A 19,047-nucleotide genomic window follows, 5' to 3' on the forward strand; every position below is an offset into this window, starting at 1 on the left:
CCCCCCGAGGCGAAAAACTGCCCACAACCGGTGGGAGGATGGGCACATGCTGCTGGCCGACATTGCGCGGACCTCGCGGGAGGTCGCGGCCACCTCCGCCCGTACGGAGAAGGTCGCCCTGCTCGCCGAGCTGTTCCGCAAGGCAGAGCCCTCCGAGGCGCCGATCGTGATCACGTATCTCGCGGGCCGGCTGCCGCAGCGCCGCATCGGCGTCGGATGGAGCGCCCTACGCGAGCCCGTGCCCCCGGCCGCCGAACCGCGCTTGCCCGTCCTGGAGGTCCACCAGGCGTTCGGCCGGATCGCCGCCGTCTCCGGGAAGGGCTCACAGGCGGCGCGCAAGCGGCTGCTGCACGAGCTGCTGGCGGCCGCCACCCGGGACGAGCAGCGCTTCCTCTTCGGGCTGATCAGCGGTGAGCTGCGGCAGGGGGCGCTGGACGCGTTCGCCGTGGAGGGGTTGTCCGCCGCGGTCGGGGCGGCCCCCTCCGACGTACGGCGCGCGGTGATGCTCGGCGGTTCGCTCGGCGCCGTCGCCGAGGCGCTGCTCGAGCGCGGCCCGGCCGCGCTCGCCGACTTCCGCCTCGAAGTCGGCCGCCCGATCCTGCCGATGCTCGCGCAGACCGCCAAGGACGTGGACGAGGCGCTGGACAGACTGGGCTCCTGCGCCGTCGAGGAGAAGCTCGACGGCATCCGGATCCAGGTGCACCGGGACGGCGAGAGCGTACGGGTCTTCACCCGCACTCTGGACGAGATCACCGACCGGTTGCCCGAAGTCGTCGCCGCAGCACGGGAGTTGGCGGCCGAGCGGGCGGTCCTGGACGGCGAGGTCATCGCGCTGGACGCGGACGGGCGGCCGCGGCCGTTCCAGGAGACCGCGGGCCGCGTCGGCTCCCGGCTGGACGTCACGAGCGCCCGGGCGTCGCTGCCCCTCTCGCCGGTCCTCTTCGACCTGCTGTCGGTCGACGGGCGGGACCTGCTGCCGCTGCCCGCGGCCGAGCGCCACGCGGAGCTGGCCCGCGTGGCGCCCGCGCCGCGGCGCGTGCGCCGCCTGGTGGTCGACGATCCACGGAACGACGAAGAGCGGGCGCGGGCACGGGAGTTCACGGCGGACGTGCTGGCCCGCGGCCACGAGGGCGTGGTGGTCAAGGCGCTCGACTCGGCGTACAGCGCGGGGCGGCGGGGCGCGTCCTGGCTGAAGGTGAAGCCCGTGCACACGCTCGACCTGGTGGTGCTGGCGGCCGAGTGGGGGCACGGGCGGCGTACCGGCAAGCTGTCGAACCTCCATCTGGGGGCGCGGCGCCCGGACGGCTCCTTCGCCATGCTCGGCAAGACCTTCAAGGGGCTGACCGACGCCCTGCTGACCTGGCAGACCGAGCGCTTGCGGGAGATCTCGGTCAGCGACGACGGCTGGGTGGTGACCGTACGGCCGGAGCTGGTCGTGGAGATCGCCTTCGACGGCGTGCAACGGTCTCCCCGCTATCCCGAGGGCGTGACGCTGCGGTTCGCGCGCGTGCTGCGCTACCGGGAGGACAAGACAGCGGCGCAGGCAGACACCGTGGAGACGGTCCTCTCCTTCGCCACCTAGGTTTCGCGGGCCGCCCGGCAGACGTGGCGGTCGGGTGCGGTCCGCCTGGGGGCACCGCTGGGGGAGCATCTCTGAGCGCCGACGGGGCACACGTCCTACAGGAGCTCTGTTGCACAGCCCATGGAGGGCCCCATGGAGATCTCGGGCATCATCAGCGCCGTCGTCATCGGCATCGTGATCGGGGTACTGGGACGGCTCGTCGTCCCCGGCCGACAGCGGATCGGCGTCCTGTGGACGATCCTCGTCGGCATCGCCGCCGCCTTCGTCGGCTCCGCCGTCGCCCATGGTTTCGGCGTGGCCGACACGGACGGCGTGGACTGGGTCGAATGGCTCTTCCAGATCGGTCTGGCGGCCATCGGGGTCTCCGCGGTCGACCGGGCCAAAGCCCGCCGCTGAGCGGGCTGCTCGTTCCGGGCCCTCCGTGACGTCTTACGGGGGCCCGGACCTTACGGACCTGTGACGACGCGGCGCGTACGAGTCCGGTCGCGGCCCCCGGCACGTAGCGTCGCGGCATGCGCGTACTCGTTACCGGAGGCGCGGGCTTCATCGGCTCGCACATCGTCGAGGCCCTGACGGAGCGCGGCCACGAGCCGGTCGTGCTCGATGCCCTGCTGCCCTCGGCCCACCGCGAACTGCCCCCCACCGCCCCGCTCGACGCCGAGTGGCTGCACGGCGATGTGCGTGACCGCGCCGTCGTCGAGCGGGCGCTGCACGGCGTCGACGCCGTATGCCACCAGGCGGCGATGGTCGGCCTCGGCAAGGACTTCGCGGATGCGCCGGACTACGTCGGCTGCAACGACCTCGGTACGGCGGTGCTGCTCGCCGCCATGGCGGAGCGCGGGGTGCGGCAGCTGGTCCTCGCGGGGTCGATGGTGGTCTACGGAGAGGGCCGCTACGACTGCCCGCGCCACGGCGAGGTGCGCCCCGGCCCGCGCGCGGCCGCCGACCTCGAGCAGGGCCGTTTCGAACCCGCCTGCCCGCGCTGCGGCGTCGCACTCCGGCCCGGCGCGGTCGGCGAGGACGCCCCCGCCGACCCGCGGAACGTCTATGCCGCGACGAAGCTCACCCAGGAGCATCTGGCCGCCGCGTGGGCGCGCTCGACCGACGCGAGTGCGGTCTCGTTGCGCTACCACAACGTCTACGGCCCGGGGATGCCGCGCGACACTCCGTACGCAGGCGTGGCCTCCTTCTTCCGCTCGGCGCTGGAACGCGGCGAGCCGCCCCGGGTGTTCGAGGACGGCCGCCAGCGGCGGGACTTCGTGCACGTACGGGATGTGGCGGCCGCCAACGTCATGGCCCTGGACGCATCGGCGGGCCCGGCTCCCGGCGGCTTCCGCGCATACAACACCGGCAGCGGCGAGCCGCACACGGTCGGTGAGATGGCCTCGGCGCTCGCGTCCGCCCACGGCGGCCCGGCCCCGGTGGTCACCGGCGAGTACCGCCTCGGCGACGTCCGCCACATCACCGCGTCGTCGCGCCGCCTGATGACGGAGCTGGGCTGGCGGCCGCGGATCGGACTCACCGAGGGAATGGCGGAGTTCGCGCGCTCGCCGCTGCGGGCGGCGCGCGCCGAGGCGTAGCGACCGCCGGGGCGGGCGGCTACTCGTACCAGGAGGCCGGGACCGGGGTGCACTGGACGGCTGCCCCGGCGCCGGCAGCCATGACTTCCGTCCGGTCGAAGGCGTGATTCACCAAGGACGGCCGGCAGAGCATGGGCGAGACGGCGTCCTCCTCGGCCCTCAGGTCGTTCCAGGTCGTCTCCGGTCCGACGTAATGGGGCGGCCGACAGCCGAAGTTGACCATGCCGTCGAACAGGGTTCCGCGGGTGCAGATTTTGATCTCCCCGCCCCGGTCGATGTACTCCTGCGGTGTCGGCCCTCCGGCCGCTGCGGCCGTGGCGGCGGACGCCGCCACGGCGCCCAGGGCGAGAGCCGCTGCTGCCAACAGGGTGGGAACGGTACGCATTCGCACGTTTCTTCATCCTCCTTGGCTGTGCTTCAGACAGCACAACGATCGGATCATCCTGAAGAAACGCCGCCCGCCGGCAACGGCCTACGAACGCGCCGCGGGCAGGGTCACCTCGAAGCGGCAGCCGCCTTCCACATTCCGCACGCCGGCCCGTCCCGCGTGCGCCTCGACGATGCCCCGGACGATCGCCAGGCCCAGGCCCGCGCCCGACGGTGGGGGTGCCCCCAGCGATAGTCCCCCCGGGCCTGACGGCCCGGGAGGTGCCCCCAGGGGGAGGGTCGGCGTACGGGCGTTGTTGCCGCGCCAACCGGTGTCGAAGACCCTGGGCAGGTCGTCCTCCGGGATGCCGCCGCAGCCGTCCGTGACCGAGAGCACGACCGTGTCGTCGCCCTGCCGCTGGGCCGCCACCGCGACCGTGCCGTCGGCAGGGGTACGGCGGATGGCGTTGATGAGGAGGTTGCCGAGAACCCGCGTCATCTCCTTGCCGTCCACCTCGACGGGCACCGCCTCCACGGGGTCGCCCACCAGCCGTACGCCCAGCTCGCGCGCCAGCGGATCGGCACCCGCGAGCGCATCGCCCACCAGGTCGTACACCGACATCCGGCTGGGCGAGAGGGTGAGCGATCCGGCGTGGATGCGGGAGAGTTCGAAGAGGTCGCCGACCATCGAGTTGAGCCGGTCGACCTCGATGCGGATCTGCCGGAGATAGCGCTCGGGGTCCTGGACCATGCCGTCCTCCAGGGCCTCGGACATCGCGCGCAGCCCGGCGAGCGGGGTGCGCAGATCGTGCGAGATCCAGGCGACGAGTTCCCGGCGCGAGGCGTCCAGGGCGCGCTCCCGCTCGCGCGACTCGGCGAGCTTGGCGCTCGTGGCGGCCAGTTCACGCCCCAGGGCGGCGAGTTCCGCCGTGGCTTCGGAGTCGGGGACGGCGAAGCTGCCGGCCTCGCCGAAGGAACGGGCCGCCATGGTCAGCTCGTTGCTGCGCGCGACCACCCACCGGCCGAGCAGGAGAGCGGTGGCGAAGGATACCGCCGCGGCCATCGCCACCACGGTCGTGACCACGGTCAGGTCGTGTGGCGACAGGAACATCGCCCAGGCGACGGCCAGCGTCCCGGCCAGCATCGCCGTCACCGCGACGGCCACGACGACCGTCAGGGACACGGCCACCGAGCGGCGCCGCAGCATCCGCAGGGCGAGTGCGCCGAGCAGCCCGGCTCCGGTTGCGCCGGAGAAGGCGTAGGCGGCCATGAGCAGCAGGTCCTGCATGGTGGTCAGTCCCCCGGCGAGTCGAAGCGGTAGCCGACGCCCCATACGGTCGTGATGAGTCGGGGCACGGCCGGGTCGTCCTCGATCTTCCCGCGCAGCCGCCGCACGTGGACGGTGACGGTGGACAGGTCACCGAAGTCCCAGCCCCACACCTCGTGCATCAGCTCCTCCCGGCCGCAGGCCCGGCCGGGGTGGCGCATCAGATAGGCGAGCAGGTCGAACTCGCGCAGGGTCAGGGCGAGTTCCTTGCCGTCCTTGACGGCCCGGCGGGCGGCCGAGTCGATCGTGATACCGGCGGAGCTCAGCTGTGCCGGTGGCCGCTGCCCGGCGGCCGTACGGGAGCGGCGCAGCACGGACTCGACGCGAAGCACCAGTTCGCGCGGGCTGAACGGCTTGGTGACGTAGTCGTCCGCACCGATCTCCAAGCCGAGGATCCGGTCGTCCTCGTCACCGCGCGCGGTGAGCATGATCACCGGCACCGGTCCCCGCTCCCGCAGCGCCCGGCAGACCTCCAGGCCGTCCATGCCCGGGAGCATCACGTCGAGCACGACCAGGTCGGGCCAGTGGACGGCGGCGCTGGCCAGCGCGGCGGGGCCGTCGTCGGCGCGATCGACGGCGTACCCGGCGCGGTCGAGATAGCCCGCGACGACCTCGCCGACGGTCGGGTCGTCGTCGACGACGAGGACCCGACCGGGGGGCGGCTGCGCGTACGGCGACGGGTGCGGACCTGCGGGCAGTGGGTTCTGCATGCCCCCCAGCGTGACATCGAACGGGGATCGCGTGACCCCCCGGCTGTCCGCGCACGGGCGACGTCCGCGTTTCGTAAGGACCTTGCGTCCGAAATGTCCGTTCCGGCTTCGTACTGTGATGAGGGTGACCCACACCACCGCCTCCGACGTGGACGTCGTACTGCCCTGCCTCGACGAGGCCGCTGCCCTCCCCTGGGTGCTGGAGCGCATCCCCGCGGGCTGGCGCGCCGTCGTCGTCGACAACGGCTCGACCGACGGCTCCGCCGACATCGCCCGCGAACTCGGCGCGACCGTGGTGCACGAACCGCGGCGCGGCTTCGGAGCCGCCTGTCACGCCGGGCTCCTCGCCTCCCATGCCGAGATCGTCTGCTTCTGCGACTGCGACGCGTCCCTGGATCCCGGGCTGCTGCCGGGCCTCGTACGGCCCGTCCTCGGTGGATCGGCGGATCTCGTGCTGGGGCGCAGGCGACCACGGGCGCGCGGCGCCTGGCCGCTCCACGCCCGCCTGGGCAACCTCGCCCTCGCCCGGATGATCCGGGGCCGTACGGGCGTGACGCTCGGCGACCTCGGGCCGATGCGGGCCGCCCGGCGGGAGGCGCTGCTCGGCCTCGGTCTGACCGACCGGCGCAGCGGCTATCCCCTGCAGATGGTCGTACGGGCCGCGGACGCGGACTGGCGCATCGAGGAACGGGACGTGCCGTACCTGCCGCGCACCGGGACCTCCAAGGTCACGGGCACCTGGCGCGGCACCTGGCATGCGGTTCAGGACATGCGCGGCGCCCTGCGGCAGCGGCCGGATGTCCGCCTCCAGGGGGCGGACATCCGATGAGCGTCGACCCCGGCGGGGAGACCATTCTTTTGGTGATCGCCAAGGAGCCCGTTCCCGGACGGGTGAAGACCCGGCTCACTCCCGCCTATACGCCGGGCGAAGCCGCGCTGCTCGCCGAGGCCTCGCTCGCCGACACCCTCGACGCCGTCCTCGCCGCACCCGCCCGGCGTCGCGTGCTCGTGCTCGACGGGCGTACGGGTCCGTGGCTGCCGCCCGGGATCGACGTCGTACCGCAGGGCGCCGGCGGGCTCGACGAGCGGCTCGCGGTGGCGTTCGACTCCTGCGACGGCCCTGCGCTGCTGATCGGCATGGACACCCCGCAGGTGACGCCTGCGCTGCTCTCCCCCGCGCTGCACGAGGACGCCTGGCAGGGGTGTGACGCCTGGTTCGGCCCGGCAGCCGACGGTGGTTTCTGGGCCCTGGGCCTCGCCGCCCCGGCGCCCGAACTGCTCCGCGGCGTCCCGATGTCCACCTCCACCACCGGTGCCGTCCAGCGGCAGCGGCTCACGGACGCGGGTCTGGCGGTGCGTGACCTGTCACCGCTGCGCGATGTGGATACCCCCGCCGACGCCGCCGAGGTCGCGGCTGCCGTGCCGGGCGGCCGGTTCGCCGCGACGGTCGCCCGGCTGGCGCGGGCGGGGGCGCGGTGAGTACGCAGACCGCCTCATGGCGCGCCGACCCGTACACGGCCGCCCTGCGCACCGGCCGCGGTCCGCTCTTTCTGCGCCGCTCCGACGGCTGGCTGCTCCCCCTCGAGGTCGAACGCTGGTGCGCCGGCGCCGACACCGCCGACATGACCGTCCTCCGGCGCTGCGCAGGAACCGTGCTCGACATCGGGTGCGGGCCGGGACGGCTCGTCTCCGCCCTCGTCGCCTCCGGCCATCCGGCCCTGGGCATAGACGTGAGCCCGGCAGCGGTCGCCCGTACCGTCAGCGAGGGAGGCCCGGCGCTGCGCCGCTCGGTCTTCGACCGGCTCCCGGCCGAAGGCCGCTGGGGTACGGCACTGCTGATCGACGGCAACATCGGCATCGGCGGTGACCCGCGGGCCCTGCTCGATCGCGTCAGGGCCATCGTGGCGCCGGAGGGCCTGGCCCTGGTCGAGGTGGCTCCGGCGGACATCGACGAGCGGCTCCGCGTCCGCCTGGACGACGGCACCGGCGTCGGTGCGCAGGCCGACTTCCCCTGGGCGAGGGTCGGCAGCTCGGCCCTCCTCCGTGAGGCGCGCGCCACCGGCTGGACCCCGGCCGACCAATGGGGCCACGCGACCCGCCGCTTCGTGGCGCTCCGCAACGGCTGATGCGCCGGCGGACGGCGCCCGGCGGCGCATCTTACGGACGGCGGACATCCGCCCTGCGCAGCGCCGTTCCGCCCTGGCGCGATGACACGCTGCCCGGTGTGACCGCCCGCAACTCCGCCCGCAACTCCGCCCCCGCCGCCGTCTGCGGTGGGCTCGTGGCCGCCCTCGTCACCGTGCTCGCGCTGACCGTGCGCAGCGACACCTTCCACAGCGACCCCGCCACGCTGTGGTGGTGGTACGCCGCGGCGTGGGCGCTGTTCGCCGCGGCCGCCTTCGCCGTACGGAAGGTCCCGGCGCGGCAGGCCACAGCGCTGGTCCTGGCGGGCGGGGTGGCCGTGGCCGCCACGGGCCTGCTCGCCCCGCCGCGGACGAGCACCGACGCCTACCGCTACGCCTGGGACGGCCGGGTGCAGGCCGCCGGCATCTCCCCGTACGACCACGCGCCCGCCGACCCCGCTCTGACCCGTCTCCGGGACGGCTGGCTCTTCCCGACGGGCCCGGAGTGCGCAGGTCCGGACCGTGCGCGCATCCCCGGAGGGCCGGACGGCGACGAGCCGCACTGCACCCGCATCAACCGGCCCACCGAGCACACCATCTACCCGCCTGTCGCCGAGGGCTACTTCCTCCTGGTGCACGAACTCTCGCCCGCCGGCGCCCGTTTGAAGCCGCTGCAGGTCGGCGGGGCGCTGTTGTCCGTCGGCACGACGGCGACGCTGCTGTACGTCCTGCGGCGCCGGCGCGCGGACCCCGGTGCGGGCGACCAGGCCGGTCCCCACCTGGCCGCGTACTGGGCGTGGTGTCCGGCCGTGCCCATCGAAGCGGTCAACAACGCCCATGCCGACGTCCTCGGCGTGCTGCTCGCCGTCGCCGGTCTGTCGGTCCTCGGCGCCCGCAGACGGGTGGCCGGTGGCGCGCTCCTGGGCGCGGCGACGGCGGTCAAACTCCTGCCCGCCGTGGTCGTTCCGGGCGCACTGTCCGGCGTACTCGCCAAAGGCCGGGCGCCGGTCGGCAGCCGGGTCCGCACAGCTGCGGCCGTGACCCTGCCCGCCGCCGCCGTCATCGCCCTCGGCTACCTCCCGTACGTCCTGGGCTCCGAGGCCTCCGTCTTCGGCTATCTGTCGGGGTACGTCGAGGAGGAGGGCTATCGGGACCCGTCCGTCAAGAACCGGTACGCGCTGCTGCGCCTCGTGCTGCCCGAGTCATGGGCGCAGGTCGCGGTCGTGGCCGCCATGCTGACCGTGGTCCTGTACGTGCTGCGCCGGGGCGACCCTGAGCGCCCCTGGCGAGGGGCCCTGTTGGTGACCGGCACGGCCTTCCTGCTGATGACACCGGGCTATCCCTGGTACGCACTGCTCGTCGTGGCACTCGTCGCCCTCGACGGCCGGTGGGAGTGGCTTGTCGTCCCGCTCGCCGGCACGGCCAAGTACGTGGCCGGCCGGGGGGTCCCGGACGGTGACGTCGTGGGGACGTCGGGGTACGCGATCGCGGCGGCCGCCGTTCTCGCGGGATGGGCGCTGCGCGACGTCCGTCGGCGCCGTGCCGACCGCCGTACCGCGGAACCCGAACCCGCCCAGACATCGGGCGTCTGACGCACCCCGCCCCCAGTCGGGGACGACCACGGCAGCCGCTATCTGCTGATCGGCGAGCTGCCCGCCAAGGACGCCACCTGCAAGGCGACACCCGCGCCGCAACCCTGAGGCGCGGTGTTCACGCGCGACCGAGCTCGTCCGGATACGGAGGCTCGGCGCCCGCGCGGGAGCAGGTGACGGCTGCCGCGCGCGCCGCGAAGCCGAGGATGTCCCGCCACTCATCCGCGCCCAGCGCGGACAAGGCGTCACGGGACAGGGCCGCGTGCGCGGCGAGCCGGTGGAGCAGTGCCGCGCCCGCCGTGTCACCGGCGCCGATGGTGTCCACCACCTCGACGGGCACGCCGGGAACCCGAACGGGCCCGCTGTGGCCGGTGTGGACCGTCATGCCGTCGGCGCCGCGGGTGAGCACGACGGCGGGGACGCCCGCGGCCAGCCACTCCTTGACGGCGGCGTCGGGCTCGCCGCCGCCGGCGAGCCACCCGGCGTCCTCCGCCGACAGCTTGAGCAGGTCGACGCTGGGCAGCCAGGAGCGGAAGCGAGTGCGGTAGGCGTCCGCGTCGGGGATCAGACCCGTGCGGATGTTGGGGTCGAGCGCGATGAGCACGCCGCGCCCGGCCTCGCGTCGCATCAGCTGCTCGTACGCGCTCGCCCCCGGCTCCAGCACGAGGGAGCAGGTGCCGAGCGACAGCGCCCGTACGCCGGCGGGGAGTTCGCTGGGGAGGGCGAACAGCCGGTCGGCGGTGCCTTCCACATAGAAGGTGTACGCCGCGGAGCCGTCGGTGCCGATGTCGGTGACGGCGAGGGTGGAGGGCTGCGGGCCGCGCTGCACCAGCGAGGTGTCCACGCCCGCCGCACGCAAGGAGGCCAGCAGCGCCTCCCCGAAGCGGTCGGTCGAGACGCGGGAGCAGAAGGCGGTACGGGATCCGAGGCGGCCCAGGGCAACGGCCGTGTTGTACGGGCCGCCGCCGAGCCGGGGCAAGAGCGCGGGCAGATCGCCGAGCGCGCCGGATGACGAGCCGGACGCGTGGACTCCGCCCGCCCGGCCACCGGGGACGAGGTCGATCAAGGCTTCACCGGCGACGACGATCACGGGCGGCTCCTCTCGGCCGGGGCGTTCCCCCACCGCCGCAGCACGGATCGGCGGGGTGCATCCCCCGCCATCCTTCCGGCCGTCGTCTTCGCAGGTCAATGCATGGCGCGCCGGATGACGAGCAGCCGTGTACGGTCCCGCGGCCCGCTGCTGGGCGAGGGCCGCCGGACGGTCATCGCCGGTGCGTCACCGGGCACGGCGGGGCTTGCGCGCCGTGGCCTTGCGGGCCTCCGCGCCGGCCTTCGGTGCTCCCTGGTCAGGTGATGTGCGGGCGTGGTCAGCGGTCACAGGGCGTCCAGTGTGCTGACCTTCCAGCCCTGGGGCGTGTCGACGAGGGTCATACGGACCCGGTTGAGGTCGAGGCGCGGCCCGGACACCTGGGTGCTCTTGGTGACCTGGTTCATGAAGAGCAGGACGACCACCTTCTCCGGCGAGGCGGAGACCACCGACGCCGCCGGTTCTCCCCCGGCCGGGGGCTTGGCCACCGTGGCCGTGACGACGCCCTGGTACTTCTTGGCGGTGGGCGCCACCACAGACGTGGTCGTCTTCTTGTACTTGTTCTGGAAGGAGCCGGTGAGGTGGCGGCGGGCTGCGGCGAAGTCCTTGTCCAGGTGCCGGTAGTCGTAGGACAGGATCACCGGTGCGGCCTTCTGGGCGGCGGCCAGGGCCTCGGTACGCGCCTGGTCCGTCCGCGTCTCCTCCCGGTACTCCCAGCCGAGCAGTCCGGCGGCGACCAGGCCCGCGACGACGAGCACGGCCAGCACGGCGGTGAGCAGGCCGGACCGTTGGAGGAACGGCTTCCCGGTCGTCTCAGGCTCGGACCCGGTTCCGGGCTCGGCAGGGCCGGAACCCTTCGCCCGCTTCGGCGTCTCAACGTCGGCGGCACCGCGGGCGGAGGCCTTCACCGCCCGGCTCGACGCCTCCGGCTCGGCCTCACTCCGTGCCTTCTCGGCTCGCTTGGAGGCGGCACGGGCGGCCGCCGCCACGGAGCGCTGCCGGATCGTTCCACTGCCGGTACGGCCTCGGATGGGCGCCTTCGTCACGGTGTTTCTCCTTACTGGCCGCGTGGCTCGTGAGGGTGCGGATCTGGGGGCACCCCCTGGGGGCACCTCCCGGACGGAGTCTGGGGGAGGTAGCTGGGGGACGACGTGTCAGCCGACGAACTCGACGTTGGACGTCAGCCACCGTCCGCCCTCGTGCACGAGGTCGAGCTGCAGCCGGTAATTGCGTGCCTGGCCCTTCGGCGCAGCGGTGTTGGTCACCCTGCTGTCGGCCACGACCAGAACTCGGGCGGACCGGTCGTCGGCCTTGGCGATGCCCGCTTCGAGCACATGGCCCTGTGAGACCGATTTGTTATCCGCGACCAGCTTCGTGAGATCCTTGGTCTGGGCGGCGAACTGCTTCTTGAACTCGCCGGTGGCCCCCTTCAGGACGTTCTTGCTGTCCCGGTCGTAGTGCCGGTAGTCGAGAGATGTGAAATTGACCGCAGACTGCCGGGCCGCCGCCAGAATGTCCTGATTGCGCTGTTCCTCCGCATGCTGCCGGTACAGCTGCACACCGAGGAACCCGGAGAGGATCACCAGGACGGCGAGGGCTCCGGCGAGCCCCAGCGTCAGGGCCCGGCTACGGCGCGCCGCGCCCACCGTCTTGGCCGTGAGGCGAAGCAGCGGCCGCGCCGTACGCGCAATCAGGCGCCTCAGGCCATCGGTCCGACGAGCAGCCATTGCCAGGAGTCCTTTCCGAACACACTCTGTTCTCCGCCGGTCGAGCCGATCGCGACGGTCCTTCCATCAGGGCCGGCGGTGAGGCCGGTCTGGGGATCGTAAGGGGCGATGTGGGACATCGGGTAGCCCCGGCCGCCCTGAGCGGCCGAGCCGTCGGGCTGGGGGACGTTCTGCGCACCGCGGACCGAGGTCTTACTGCCGCGCGGCTCCGTGCAGCGAGCCTTGGTGTTCGACGGCACCTCGCGGGTGTCCTTGGGGTCGCGCTTCTGCGTCCCGCCGTAACCCTGCCGGCACGACGGCGGATCGTCGGAGTTGAGCACCATGCCGAAGTGGCTGGTGCCATCGCCGGGCAGCACGGTGAAGCTGCCGGCGACGACGACGGGGAAGGTCACCAGCGTCTGCTCCACTCCAGGAAGGCGCGCCACGGTGACCTGGCCCCCGCTGATCAGATTCCCCAGCAGGACCGGAAGCGCCTTCCGGTTGGCCTTCAGCAGCGAGTCCAGCTCATGCGCCGCCGTGCTGCCGCTGTCCACGAGCCGGCGGATGTCGCCGTCGCTGTTCTTGATCTGGCCGGTCAGATCCGCCAGGTCGCGGGAGAACGACTTGATGGCCGAGCCCTTGTCGATCTGCGTCTTCAGCACGGTCTGGGAGTCGTCGATCAGCGAGATCGTCTGCGGCAGGGAGTCGCTGGCCGACTCGACGAGCCGGTTGCCGGAGTCCACCATCCGGGTCAGATGCGGGCCGGTGCCGGCGAACGCCTGGCCCAGCTCGTCGACCGTGGTGCGCAGCTCCTTCTTGTCGACGGATCCGACGAGGCGGTCGAGGCTGAGGATCATCTTCGTCGTCGGCAGCGGAGTACGGGTGTCCCGGCGGGGGATCGTGCTGCCGTCGCTCAGATACGGGCCGCTCAGGGCTCGGGGCTGCAGGTCGACGTACTGCTCGCCCACCGCCGAGCGGTTCGCGACCACGGCCAGTGTGTCGGCCGGGATGCGCGTGCTGTCCTCGATGCGCAGCTCGGCGGAGACGCTGCTGGAGCCGACCAGGCGCAGATCGCCGACGCGGCCCACGGGCACGCCACGGTACGTGACTTCGGCGCCCGAGTAGATGCCCCCGGAGTCGGCGAACTCGGCCCGCACGTTGTACCCGCTCTTGGTGACGCGGTCGGCCAGTCCGGCGTACTCGGCGGCGACATAGGACACGCCGACCGCCGTGATGGCGGAGAAGGCGAGCAGTTGGACCTTGACCGTACGACTGATCACGGCTGCATCCCCTTCATCATGAGCTCCGCGAGGCCCAGGTCGGCTCCGCTGCCGAAACCGGCCGAGCCGCTGTGGTAAGCGGCCTGGCTGCCGGTGCACACCGGCGGACACAGCGCGCCACCACCGCCCGACGAGTCCTCGTCGCCCGGGAGGTCCGGAGGCGTCGGCAGATCGGGCTCCCCGGGGAGGTCAGGGGTCGGCTTGTCCGGAGAGCCGGGCTTTCCGGGCTTCGTCCCCTCGTCGTTGGAGAGATTGCCGTAGATGCTCTTCAGATCGAGATCGGCGGTGACGTGCAGGTTGGTGTAGTCGCCCTTGATCGCGTCGACCGAACGGCGCGGGAAGGGATAGGTGGTCAGCAGCTCCAGCGCGTTGGGCAGGTCGTTGCCCGCCTTGTCCAGCTGCGTCAGGATCGGCTGCAGACTCCGCAGATTGGCGATCATGTCGTCCCGGGAGGCCTTGATCACCTTCGTGCCGACCTTGCCGAGGTCGGACAGGGAGCGGAGCATGCGCGTCAGGTCCTTGCGCTGGTCGGCCAGGACCTTCAACGCGGGCGGCATGGTGTCGACGGCCCGGCCGATCGTGACCTTCTCGGTCTCGAGCCTCTTGGCCAGCCGGTCCATTCCCTTCAGGGCACGGACGATCTCGGAGCGCTGCTCGTCGAGCCCGCCGAGGAAGGTGTCCAGCTCGGTCAGGAGGTTCTTGACCCGGTCCTCCCGGCCCTCCATGGCGTTGTTGAGTTCCTTGGTGATCGTGTGGAGGTGGGCCACGCCGCCGCCGTTGAGCAGCGCCGACAGAGCGGACAGCACCTCTTCGATCTCCGGGTTCCGGTTGCTCCGGGACAGCGGGATCTGCGCGCCGTCGGTGAGCTTGCCCACCGGCTGGACAGCCGTGGGCTTGGCGAGCGCGACGTACTTCTCGCCGAGCATGCTGGTCTGGCGCAGTTCGGCGACGGCGTTGCCCGGCAGCCTCACCGAGTCGTCGATGCGCAGGCGCACGCGGGCCTGCCAGCCGTTGAGCTCCACTTTCTCCACGGCGCCCACGGTGACGTTGTTGACCTTCACAGCGGACTGCGGCACCAGGTCGAGGACGTCCCGGAAGTGGACGGTGACGTGGTACGCCTCACCGTCGGAGGCGGCACCGCCGGGCAGTTGCACGTCGTACAGGCCGTTGAACTCGCAGCCCGTCAGCAGCAGCGCACTGGCGGCCGCCCACAGGGCCGCTTTGCGCGGGGCGGTCATGCGGCGGCTCCCAGGATTCCACCGAGCGTCTTGTCGGTCGTGGCGGTACCGGACACCGCGTGGGCAGCTCCGGTGAGGGGATTGGCCGTGGGCAGTTCAGGAAGGGAATCGAAGAGCTTCCCCAGGTCCTGGCAGTCTGCCTTTTCGCCGGTCGTCTTGAGCAGGGAGCACAGCACACTGGCCGGATCCTGCGGATGATCGGGATGGTCGCCGTTGTTGCGGGTGTCCAGCGTGCCCGATGCCGGGTTGTAGGCGTTCGCGAGATTGCCGAAACCGGCGGGCGCGACGTCCATCAGCTCCTCCAGTGCGGCGCGCTGCTCGACGAGCACGCGGGTCACCTCGCTGAGGCCCTTCACATTCTTGGTCAGTGTCTTCTTGTTGCCGCGGACGAATGCGGACACGTCCTTCAGGGCCACCGACAGGTGCTTGAAGGTCGCCGCGAGCTCCTTGCGCTCACCCGAGAGCTGGTTCGCGGCCGTGGCCAGACTGTCGTTGAACGAGCGGACGCTGTCGTCGTCCGCTGCGAGCGCGGCGGTGAACACCTGCAGGTTCTTCACCGTCCCGAACATGTCCTGCCGCCCGTCCGAGAGGGTGGTGACGGCCCGCGAGAGGTCCTTGACCGTCTGGTGCAGATTGCCGCCCTGCCCCTCGAGGTTGTCCGCGCTGACGCCGAGGAGCTTGGACAGCGCTCCGTCCTTGTTGGCGCCGCGCGGACCGAGCGCCTCCGACGTGGTGTGGAGACTGTCGAAGATCCGGTCCAGTTCGACCGGGACGGCTGTCCGCTGTTCGGGAATGACGGCGCCGCTCTGCATTTCCGGGCCCCCGCGGTACACCGGCAACATCTGGACGTAACGGTCGCTGACCACCGAGGAGTTAATGATCGCGGCCTTGGCGTCCGCGGGCACCTTGCGGTCGGCTTCGTACTCCAACTCGACCCGCACGCTGCGGCCCTGCGGGGTGATCTTCTTGACCTCACCGATCTTGATGCCGAGGACGCGGACGTCGGACCCGGGGTAGATGCCCACGGTGCGCGGGAAGTACGCGGTGACCGCGATCGGGTCCGGCTTCGGCCAGAACACGAAGGCCAGGCCGGCGAGGAGGGCCAGCACAGGGACGATCGCCAGGCGGTTGAGGGTGCGCCTGTTCAGCGGGAGCCTCCCGCGATGCCGGCTCATCGTGACCCTCCTGGGGTTATCTCCGCGGAGCCGCCCCGGGGGGTCACAGGTGCGGCGACGAGGTTCTGGACGTAGGTGTCGAACCACCGGCCGTTGCCGAGGGTGTTGGTGAAGACCCGGGCGAACGGCGCCAGCAGCTTGACGCTGCGGTTGAGGCTCTTCTCGTTCCGCCGCAACATCTCGACCACCGAGTTCAGACGGGTCAGCGCCGGGCCGATCTGCTTGCGGTTGTCGTCGACGAGGCCGGAGAGCTGTACCCCGAGTGCGGAGGCGTTGACGAGCAGGTTGTGGATGGCCTGGCGCCGCTTGGTGAGCTCCTGGAAGAGAACCCCGCCGTCCTTGACGAGCTTCATGAACTCCTTCGACCGATCGGAGAGCACACCGGTGACGCCGTTGGCGTTCTTCAGCAGTTCGCGCAGCTCCTTGTCGCGCGAGGCCACGGTCCGGGAGAGCCGGGACAGTCCCGCGATGGAGGCCTTGACCTCGGCGGGCGAGTCCTTGAACGTCGTGGAGATGGTGTCAAGGGCGGTCGCCAGCTGCTTGGTGTCGACCTTCTCGGAGGTCGTGGTGAGGTCGCTGAACGCCTCCACCACGTCGTACGCCGACACCGTCCGCTTCAGCGGGATCTCGCTTTCGGGCTCCATCTGGCCGGGGCCTTTCGGCTCCAGCGACATGTACTTGGCGCCGAGGATCGTCTTGACCCGGATGGCCGCGCCGGTGTCGGCCCCGAACTTCGCCTCGTCCTTGACCCGGAAGGTGACCTTCACATGGTCGCCGTCGAGGTCGACCTCGCTGACCTTGCCGACCTTGACCCCGGCGATGCGGACCTCGTCGCCGGACTTGAGACCGCTCGCCTCGGTGAAGGCCGCGCTGTACTCCTCGCCGTTCCCGATCAGAGGAAGGCTCTCGATGTTGAAGGCCCCGGCGATCAGCACCGCGATCGTGGCGAGTCCCGCGGCCCCGATCGTCACGGGGTTGCGCTCGCGGAAGGGAATCATCGGCCGCACCTCGCCTTGGCGACGTGGAGGTCGGGCGTGAACACTTTCGCCGTCTTCGGCAGCACGATCCGGCCGTCGAAGTCGCACAGATAGAAGTTGAACCAGGAGCCGTACGAGCCGGTGGCGGTCAGCTTGTTGAGCTTGCGCGGCAGTCGCTTCAGGACGCCCTCCACGGTCTTCTCGTTCTTCTGCAGCGTCCCCGCCACCTGCGACAGCTCGGCGATGTCGGTGCGCAGCGCCGGACGGCCGTCCTCGAGCAGCCCGGCGGTGGCGGCCGACACATCGCCGATACCCGTCAGCGAATCGCCGATCGCCTCGCGGTCGGCGGACAGCCCGGAGATCACCCGCTGCAGCTGCTTCAGCAGACCGGAGAACCGGGTGCTGCGCTGGTCCAGCGTTCCCAGCACCTCGTTGAGGTTGTCGATCACCGAACCGATCAGTTCATCGCGGTCGGCGAGCGTCGTGGTGAGCGAGGCAGTGTGCGCGAGCAGGCTGTTGACCGTGCCGCCCTCGCCCTGCAGGGTCTTGATGATCTCGGTCGCGAGCTGGTTGACGTCCTTCGGGCTCAGCGCCGCGAACAGCGGCTTGAATCCGTTGAGGAGCGCGTTCAGATCAAGCGCGGGCTGCGTACGGGACAGCGGGATGGTGTCGCCGGGCCGCAGCTTCGAGCCGTCGCCGGCGCCCTCGGTGAGCGCGATGTACCGCTGTCCGACCAGGTTCCGGTAGCGGATGACGGCGCCCGTCGAGGTGAGCAGGGGCCGGTCGCTGGCGGCGCTGAAGCTGACCTCGGCGAGGGTCCGGTCCTTGATCCGGATCTCCTCCACCTCGCCCACTCTGACGCCGGCCACCCTGATGTCGTCGCCCTCCTCCAGGCCGGTGACGTCGCTGAACACCGCCTGGTAGGTGTCCTTGGAGGTGAAGCTGATGTTGACGATGGTGGCCGAGAGCATCGCGGTCGCGATCAGGGTCACCACCGCGAAGATGCTGAACTTGACCAGGGGAGCGGCCGTGTCCATGGCCTTCATGCGACGCTCACCGCCGTTCCACGTGCCATCGGACCGAAGAGCAGGGTCGCCACGGAGGGCACCTCATCGGCGGGAACGCCCATGACCGGAGCCACCAGCGAGCCGATCAGCTGCTGTTCGGCGGCCGTCGAGGTCACACCGCTCTGCCCGCCGTGTGTCGAGGCGCCGGAGCCCTTGGTGCCGTCGTTCAGCTTGATCGCCGGCGCAGGCTTGGTGGGATTGGGCAGGCCGCGGCAGTTGGGGCCGGAGCGATCGGCGTACTGCGGTTCCTCTCCGGGCTTGTACGGGTCCCGAGGCAGGGCGACCTCCAGGGTGATGTGCATCTTCCCGCCCTTGAAGATCGCGTCGGACAGTGGTTGCGCCTTCACCAGTCCCTTGAGCAGGCAGGGGAATTCGGGCGAGTAGCGCGCGAACAGGGCCAGAGTGGGGCGGGAGACGCGACCGAGGGTGATGAACCGCGAGGAGTTCTCGTCGATCATTTCCTCCGCCGTCTTCGCGAAGCGGGTGGTCCCGGTGAGGGCCGAGGCCAGCGCATCCTTCTTCTCGACCACGGTCAGGCTGGTGGTGATGCTGTTCTTCAGGATCCTCAGCAGGTCGGGGGCGGCGTCACCGTAGAGCTCGGCCACATCGGCGAACCTGGAGAGGTCCCTCTTGAGGGCCGGCATATGCGGGTTCAGGCGGTGGAAGTAGCGCTCGACCCGTTCGAGGTTGTCGCCGATCCGGTCGCCGCGCCCTTCGAGCGCGGTAGCGAAGGCGGACAGCGTGGCGTTCAGCTTGGCCGGCTGGACCGTACGGAGCAGCGGCAGCAGGTCGTTCATCAGCTTCTGCAGCTCGATGCCGGCTTTCGTACGGTCCTGGGTGATCACGTCTCCGGCGCTGATGGGCCCTGCCGTGGACTTCTCGGGGATCACCAGGTCGACGTACTTCTCACCGAACAGCGTCTTGGGCAGCAGCAGGGCGTGCACATCAGCCGGGATCTTGTCCACATGCTCGGGCGCGAGCGCGATGTCGACCGAGGCCTTGTCGCCGTCGGCCCGCACCTCGCGGACCTCGCCCACGATGAGGCCGCGCAGCTTCACGTCGGCGGGCGGCTCCAGCTGGTTGCCGACGGTGTCCGCCTGGAGAGTGATGTGGGTGACCGGCGTGAACACCTTCTGGTAGATCGCGACGGTCAGGGACAGCAGCAGCCCGAGCACGACGATGAAGATCACGCCGTACAGCCGCAGCTTGGTAGATATCGGATTGGTTGTCGGCATCG

At 71.4% G+C, this 19,047-nt stretch carries 19 protein-coding genes; 7 read left to right on the top strand and 12 right to left on the bottom strand.

Going from position 1 to position 19,047, the window contains the following annotated elements; genetic code table 11:
* Nucleotides 1–46 precede the first annotated feature (46 nt).
* From ACTWQI_RS05350 to ACTWQI_RS05360, 3 genes are all read left to right on the top strand, one after another.
* Nucleotides 47–1,582: an ATP-dependent DNA ligase gene (locus tag ACTWQI_RS05350; protein ID WP_443267944.1), complete on the top strand. Its 1,536-nt coding sequence runs from the start codon at nt 47–49 to the stop codon at nt 1,580–1,582.
* A gap of 132 nt (nt 1,583–1,714) precedes the next feature.
* Complete coding sequence (locus ACTWQI_RS05355) at nt 1,715–1,978, top strand: GlsB/YeaQ/YmgE family stress response membrane protein (protein ID WP_443267946.1); 264 nt, start codon at nt 1,715–1,717, stop codon at nt 1,976–1,978.
* Nucleotides 1,979–2,094: 116 nt separating this feature from the next.
* Nucleotides 2,095–3,162 (top strand): NAD-dependent epimerase/dehydratase family protein, encoded by a 1,068-nt coding sequence (locus ACTWQI_RS05360; RefSeq protein ID WP_443267948.1) that lies wholly within the window; start codon nt 2,095–2,097, stop codon nt 3,160–3,162.
* Nucleotides 3,163–3,181: 19 nt separating this feature from the next.
* Here the strand turns inward: ACTWQI_RS05360 and ACTWQI_RS05365 are convergent, their stop codons facing one another.
* The 3 genes from ACTWQI_RS05365 to ACTWQI_RS05375 all read right to left on the bottom strand — a co-directional run bounded on the left by ACTWQI_RS05365 (nt 3,182) and on the right by ACTWQI_RS05375 (nt 5,565).
* A complete protein-coding gene (locus tag ACTWQI_RS05365; RefSeq protein ID WP_443267950.1) occupies nt 3,182–3,553 on the bottom strand; it encodes a hypothetical protein in 372 nt (123 codons plus the stop codon).
* A gap of 81 nt (nt 3,554–3,634) precedes the next feature.
* Nucleotides 3,635–4,816: a sensor histidine kinase gene (locus ACTWQI_RS05370; RefSeq protein ID WP_443267951.1), complete on the bottom strand. Its 1,182-nt coding sequence runs from the start codon at nt 4,814–4,816 to the stop codon at nt 3,635–3,637.
* A 5-nt stretch (nt 4,817–4,821) separates the two neighbouring features.
* Entirely contained in the window at nt 4,822–5,565 is a 744-nt protein-coding gene (locus tag ACTWQI_RS05375; RefSeq protein WP_443267953.1) for a response regulator transcription factor, read from the bottom strand.
* A gap of 118 nt (nt 5,566–5,683) precedes the next feature.
* Here ACTWQI_RS05375 and ACTWQI_RS05380 point away from each other — a divergent pair, with 118 nt between their 5' ends.
* The 4 genes from ACTWQI_RS05380 (at nt 5,684) to ACTWQI_RS05395 (ending at nt 9,280) form a co-directional block, all read left to right on the top strand.
* Nucleotides 5,684–6,394: a glycosyltransferase family 2 protein gene (locus ACTWQI_RS05380; protein ID WP_443267954.1), complete on the top strand. Its 711-nt coding sequence runs from the start codon at nt 5,684–5,686 to the stop codon at nt 6,392–6,394.
* The gene (locus tag ACTWQI_RS05385; RefSeq protein ID WP_443267956.1) at nt 6,391–7,044 is read left to right on the top strand and encodes a TIGR04282 family arsenosugar biosynthesis glycosyltransferase; all 654 of its coding nucleotides are present in this window, start codon (nt 6,391–6,393) and stop codon (nt 7,042–7,044) included. Before ACTWQI_RS05380 ends, ACTWQI_RS05385 begins: the two co-directional genes overlap by 4 nt.
* A complete protein-coding gene (locus tag ACTWQI_RS05390; RefSeq protein WP_443267958.1) occupies nt 7,041–7,691 on the top strand; it encodes a class I SAM-dependent methyltransferase in 651 nt (216 codons plus the stop codon). Before ACTWQI_RS05385 ends, ACTWQI_RS05390 begins: the two co-directional genes overlap by 4 nt.
* Before the next feature lie 98 nt (nt 7,692–7,789).
* Nucleotides 7,790–9,280 (top strand): glycosyltransferase family 87 protein, encoded by a 1,491-nt coding sequence (locus ACTWQI_RS05395; protein WP_443267960.1) that lies wholly within the window; start codon nt 7,790–7,792, stop codon nt 9,278–9,280.
* A 118-nt stretch (nt 9,281–9,398) separates the two neighbouring features.
* Here the strand turns inward: ACTWQI_RS05395 and ACTWQI_RS05400 are convergent, their stop codons facing one another.
* The 9 genes from ACTWQI_RS05400 to ACTWQI_RS05440 form a co-directional block, all read right to left on the bottom strand.
* Nucleotides 9,399–10,370 carry a carbohydrate kinase family protein gene (locus tag ACTWQI_RS05400; protein WP_443267963.1) on the bottom strand — a complete coding sequence of 324 codons (972 nt, stop codon included), beginning with the start codon at nt 10,368–10,370 and terminating at the stop codon, nt 9,399–9,401.
* Nucleotides 10,371–10,654: 284 nt separating this feature from the next.
* A complete protein-coding gene (locus ACTWQI_RS05405; protein ID WP_443267964.1) occupies nt 10,655–11,413 on the bottom strand; it encodes a hypothetical protein in 759 nt (252 codons plus the stop codon).
* A gap of 108 nt (nt 11,414–11,521) precedes the next feature.
* Nucleotides 11,522–12,094: a hypothetical protein gene (locus ACTWQI_RS05410; protein ID WP_443267966.1), complete on the bottom strand. Its 573-nt coding sequence runs from the start codon at nt 12,092–12,094 to the stop codon at nt 11,522–11,524.
* On the bottom strand, nt 12,067–13,353 hold the full coding sequence (locus ACTWQI_RS05415; RefSeq protein ID WP_443267968.1) for an MCE family protein: 1,287 nt from the start codon (nt 13,351–13,353) through the stop codon (nt 12,067–12,069). Before ACTWQI_RS05415 ends, ACTWQI_RS05410 begins: the two co-directional genes overlap by 28 nt.
* Nucleotides 13,350–14,591, bottom strand: coding sequence for an MCE family protein (locus tag ACTWQI_RS05420; RefSeq protein WP_443267970.1), 1,242 nt, complete (start codon nt 14,589–14,591; stop codon nt 13,350–13,352). The genes ACTWQI_RS05415 and ACTWQI_RS05420 overlap by 4 nt, the downstream gene beginning before the upstream one ends.
* Nucleotides 14,588–15,766, bottom strand: a complete 1,179-nt coding sequence (locus ACTWQI_RS05425) for an MCE family protein (protein WP_443267971.1) — start codon at nt 15,764–15,766, stop codon at nt 14,588–14,590. Before ACTWQI_RS05425 ends, ACTWQI_RS05420 begins: the two co-directional genes overlap by 4 nt.
* Nucleotides 15,763–16,764 (bottom strand): MCE family protein, encoded by a 1,002-nt coding sequence (locus ACTWQI_RS05430; RefSeq protein ID WP_443267973.1) that lies wholly within the window; start codon nt 16,762–16,764, stop codon nt 15,763–15,765. Before ACTWQI_RS05430 ends, ACTWQI_RS05425 begins: the two co-directional genes overlap by 4 nt.
* Nucleotides 16,761–17,789 carry an MCE family protein gene (locus ACTWQI_RS05435; protein WP_443267975.1) on the bottom strand — a complete coding sequence of 343 codons (1,029 nt, stop codon included), beginning with the start codon at nt 17,787–17,789 and terminating at the stop codon, nt 16,761–16,763. Before ACTWQI_RS05435 ends, ACTWQI_RS05430 begins: the two co-directional genes overlap by 4 nt.
* Nucleotides 17,786–19,045, bottom strand: coding sequence for an MCE family protein (locus tag ACTWQI_RS05440; protein WP_443267977.1), 1,260 nt, complete (start codon nt 19,043–19,045; stop codon nt 17,786–17,788). Before ACTWQI_RS05440 ends, ACTWQI_RS05435 begins: the two co-directional genes overlap by 4 nt.
* Nucleotides 19,046–19,047 lie beyond the last annotated feature (2 nt).

This window comes from Streptomyces sp. KR80 (assembly GCF_052245555.1).
In the GTDB taxonomy this organism is placed as follows: Bacteria; Actinomycetota; Actinomycetes; order Streptomycetales; family Streptomycetaceae; genus Streptomyces.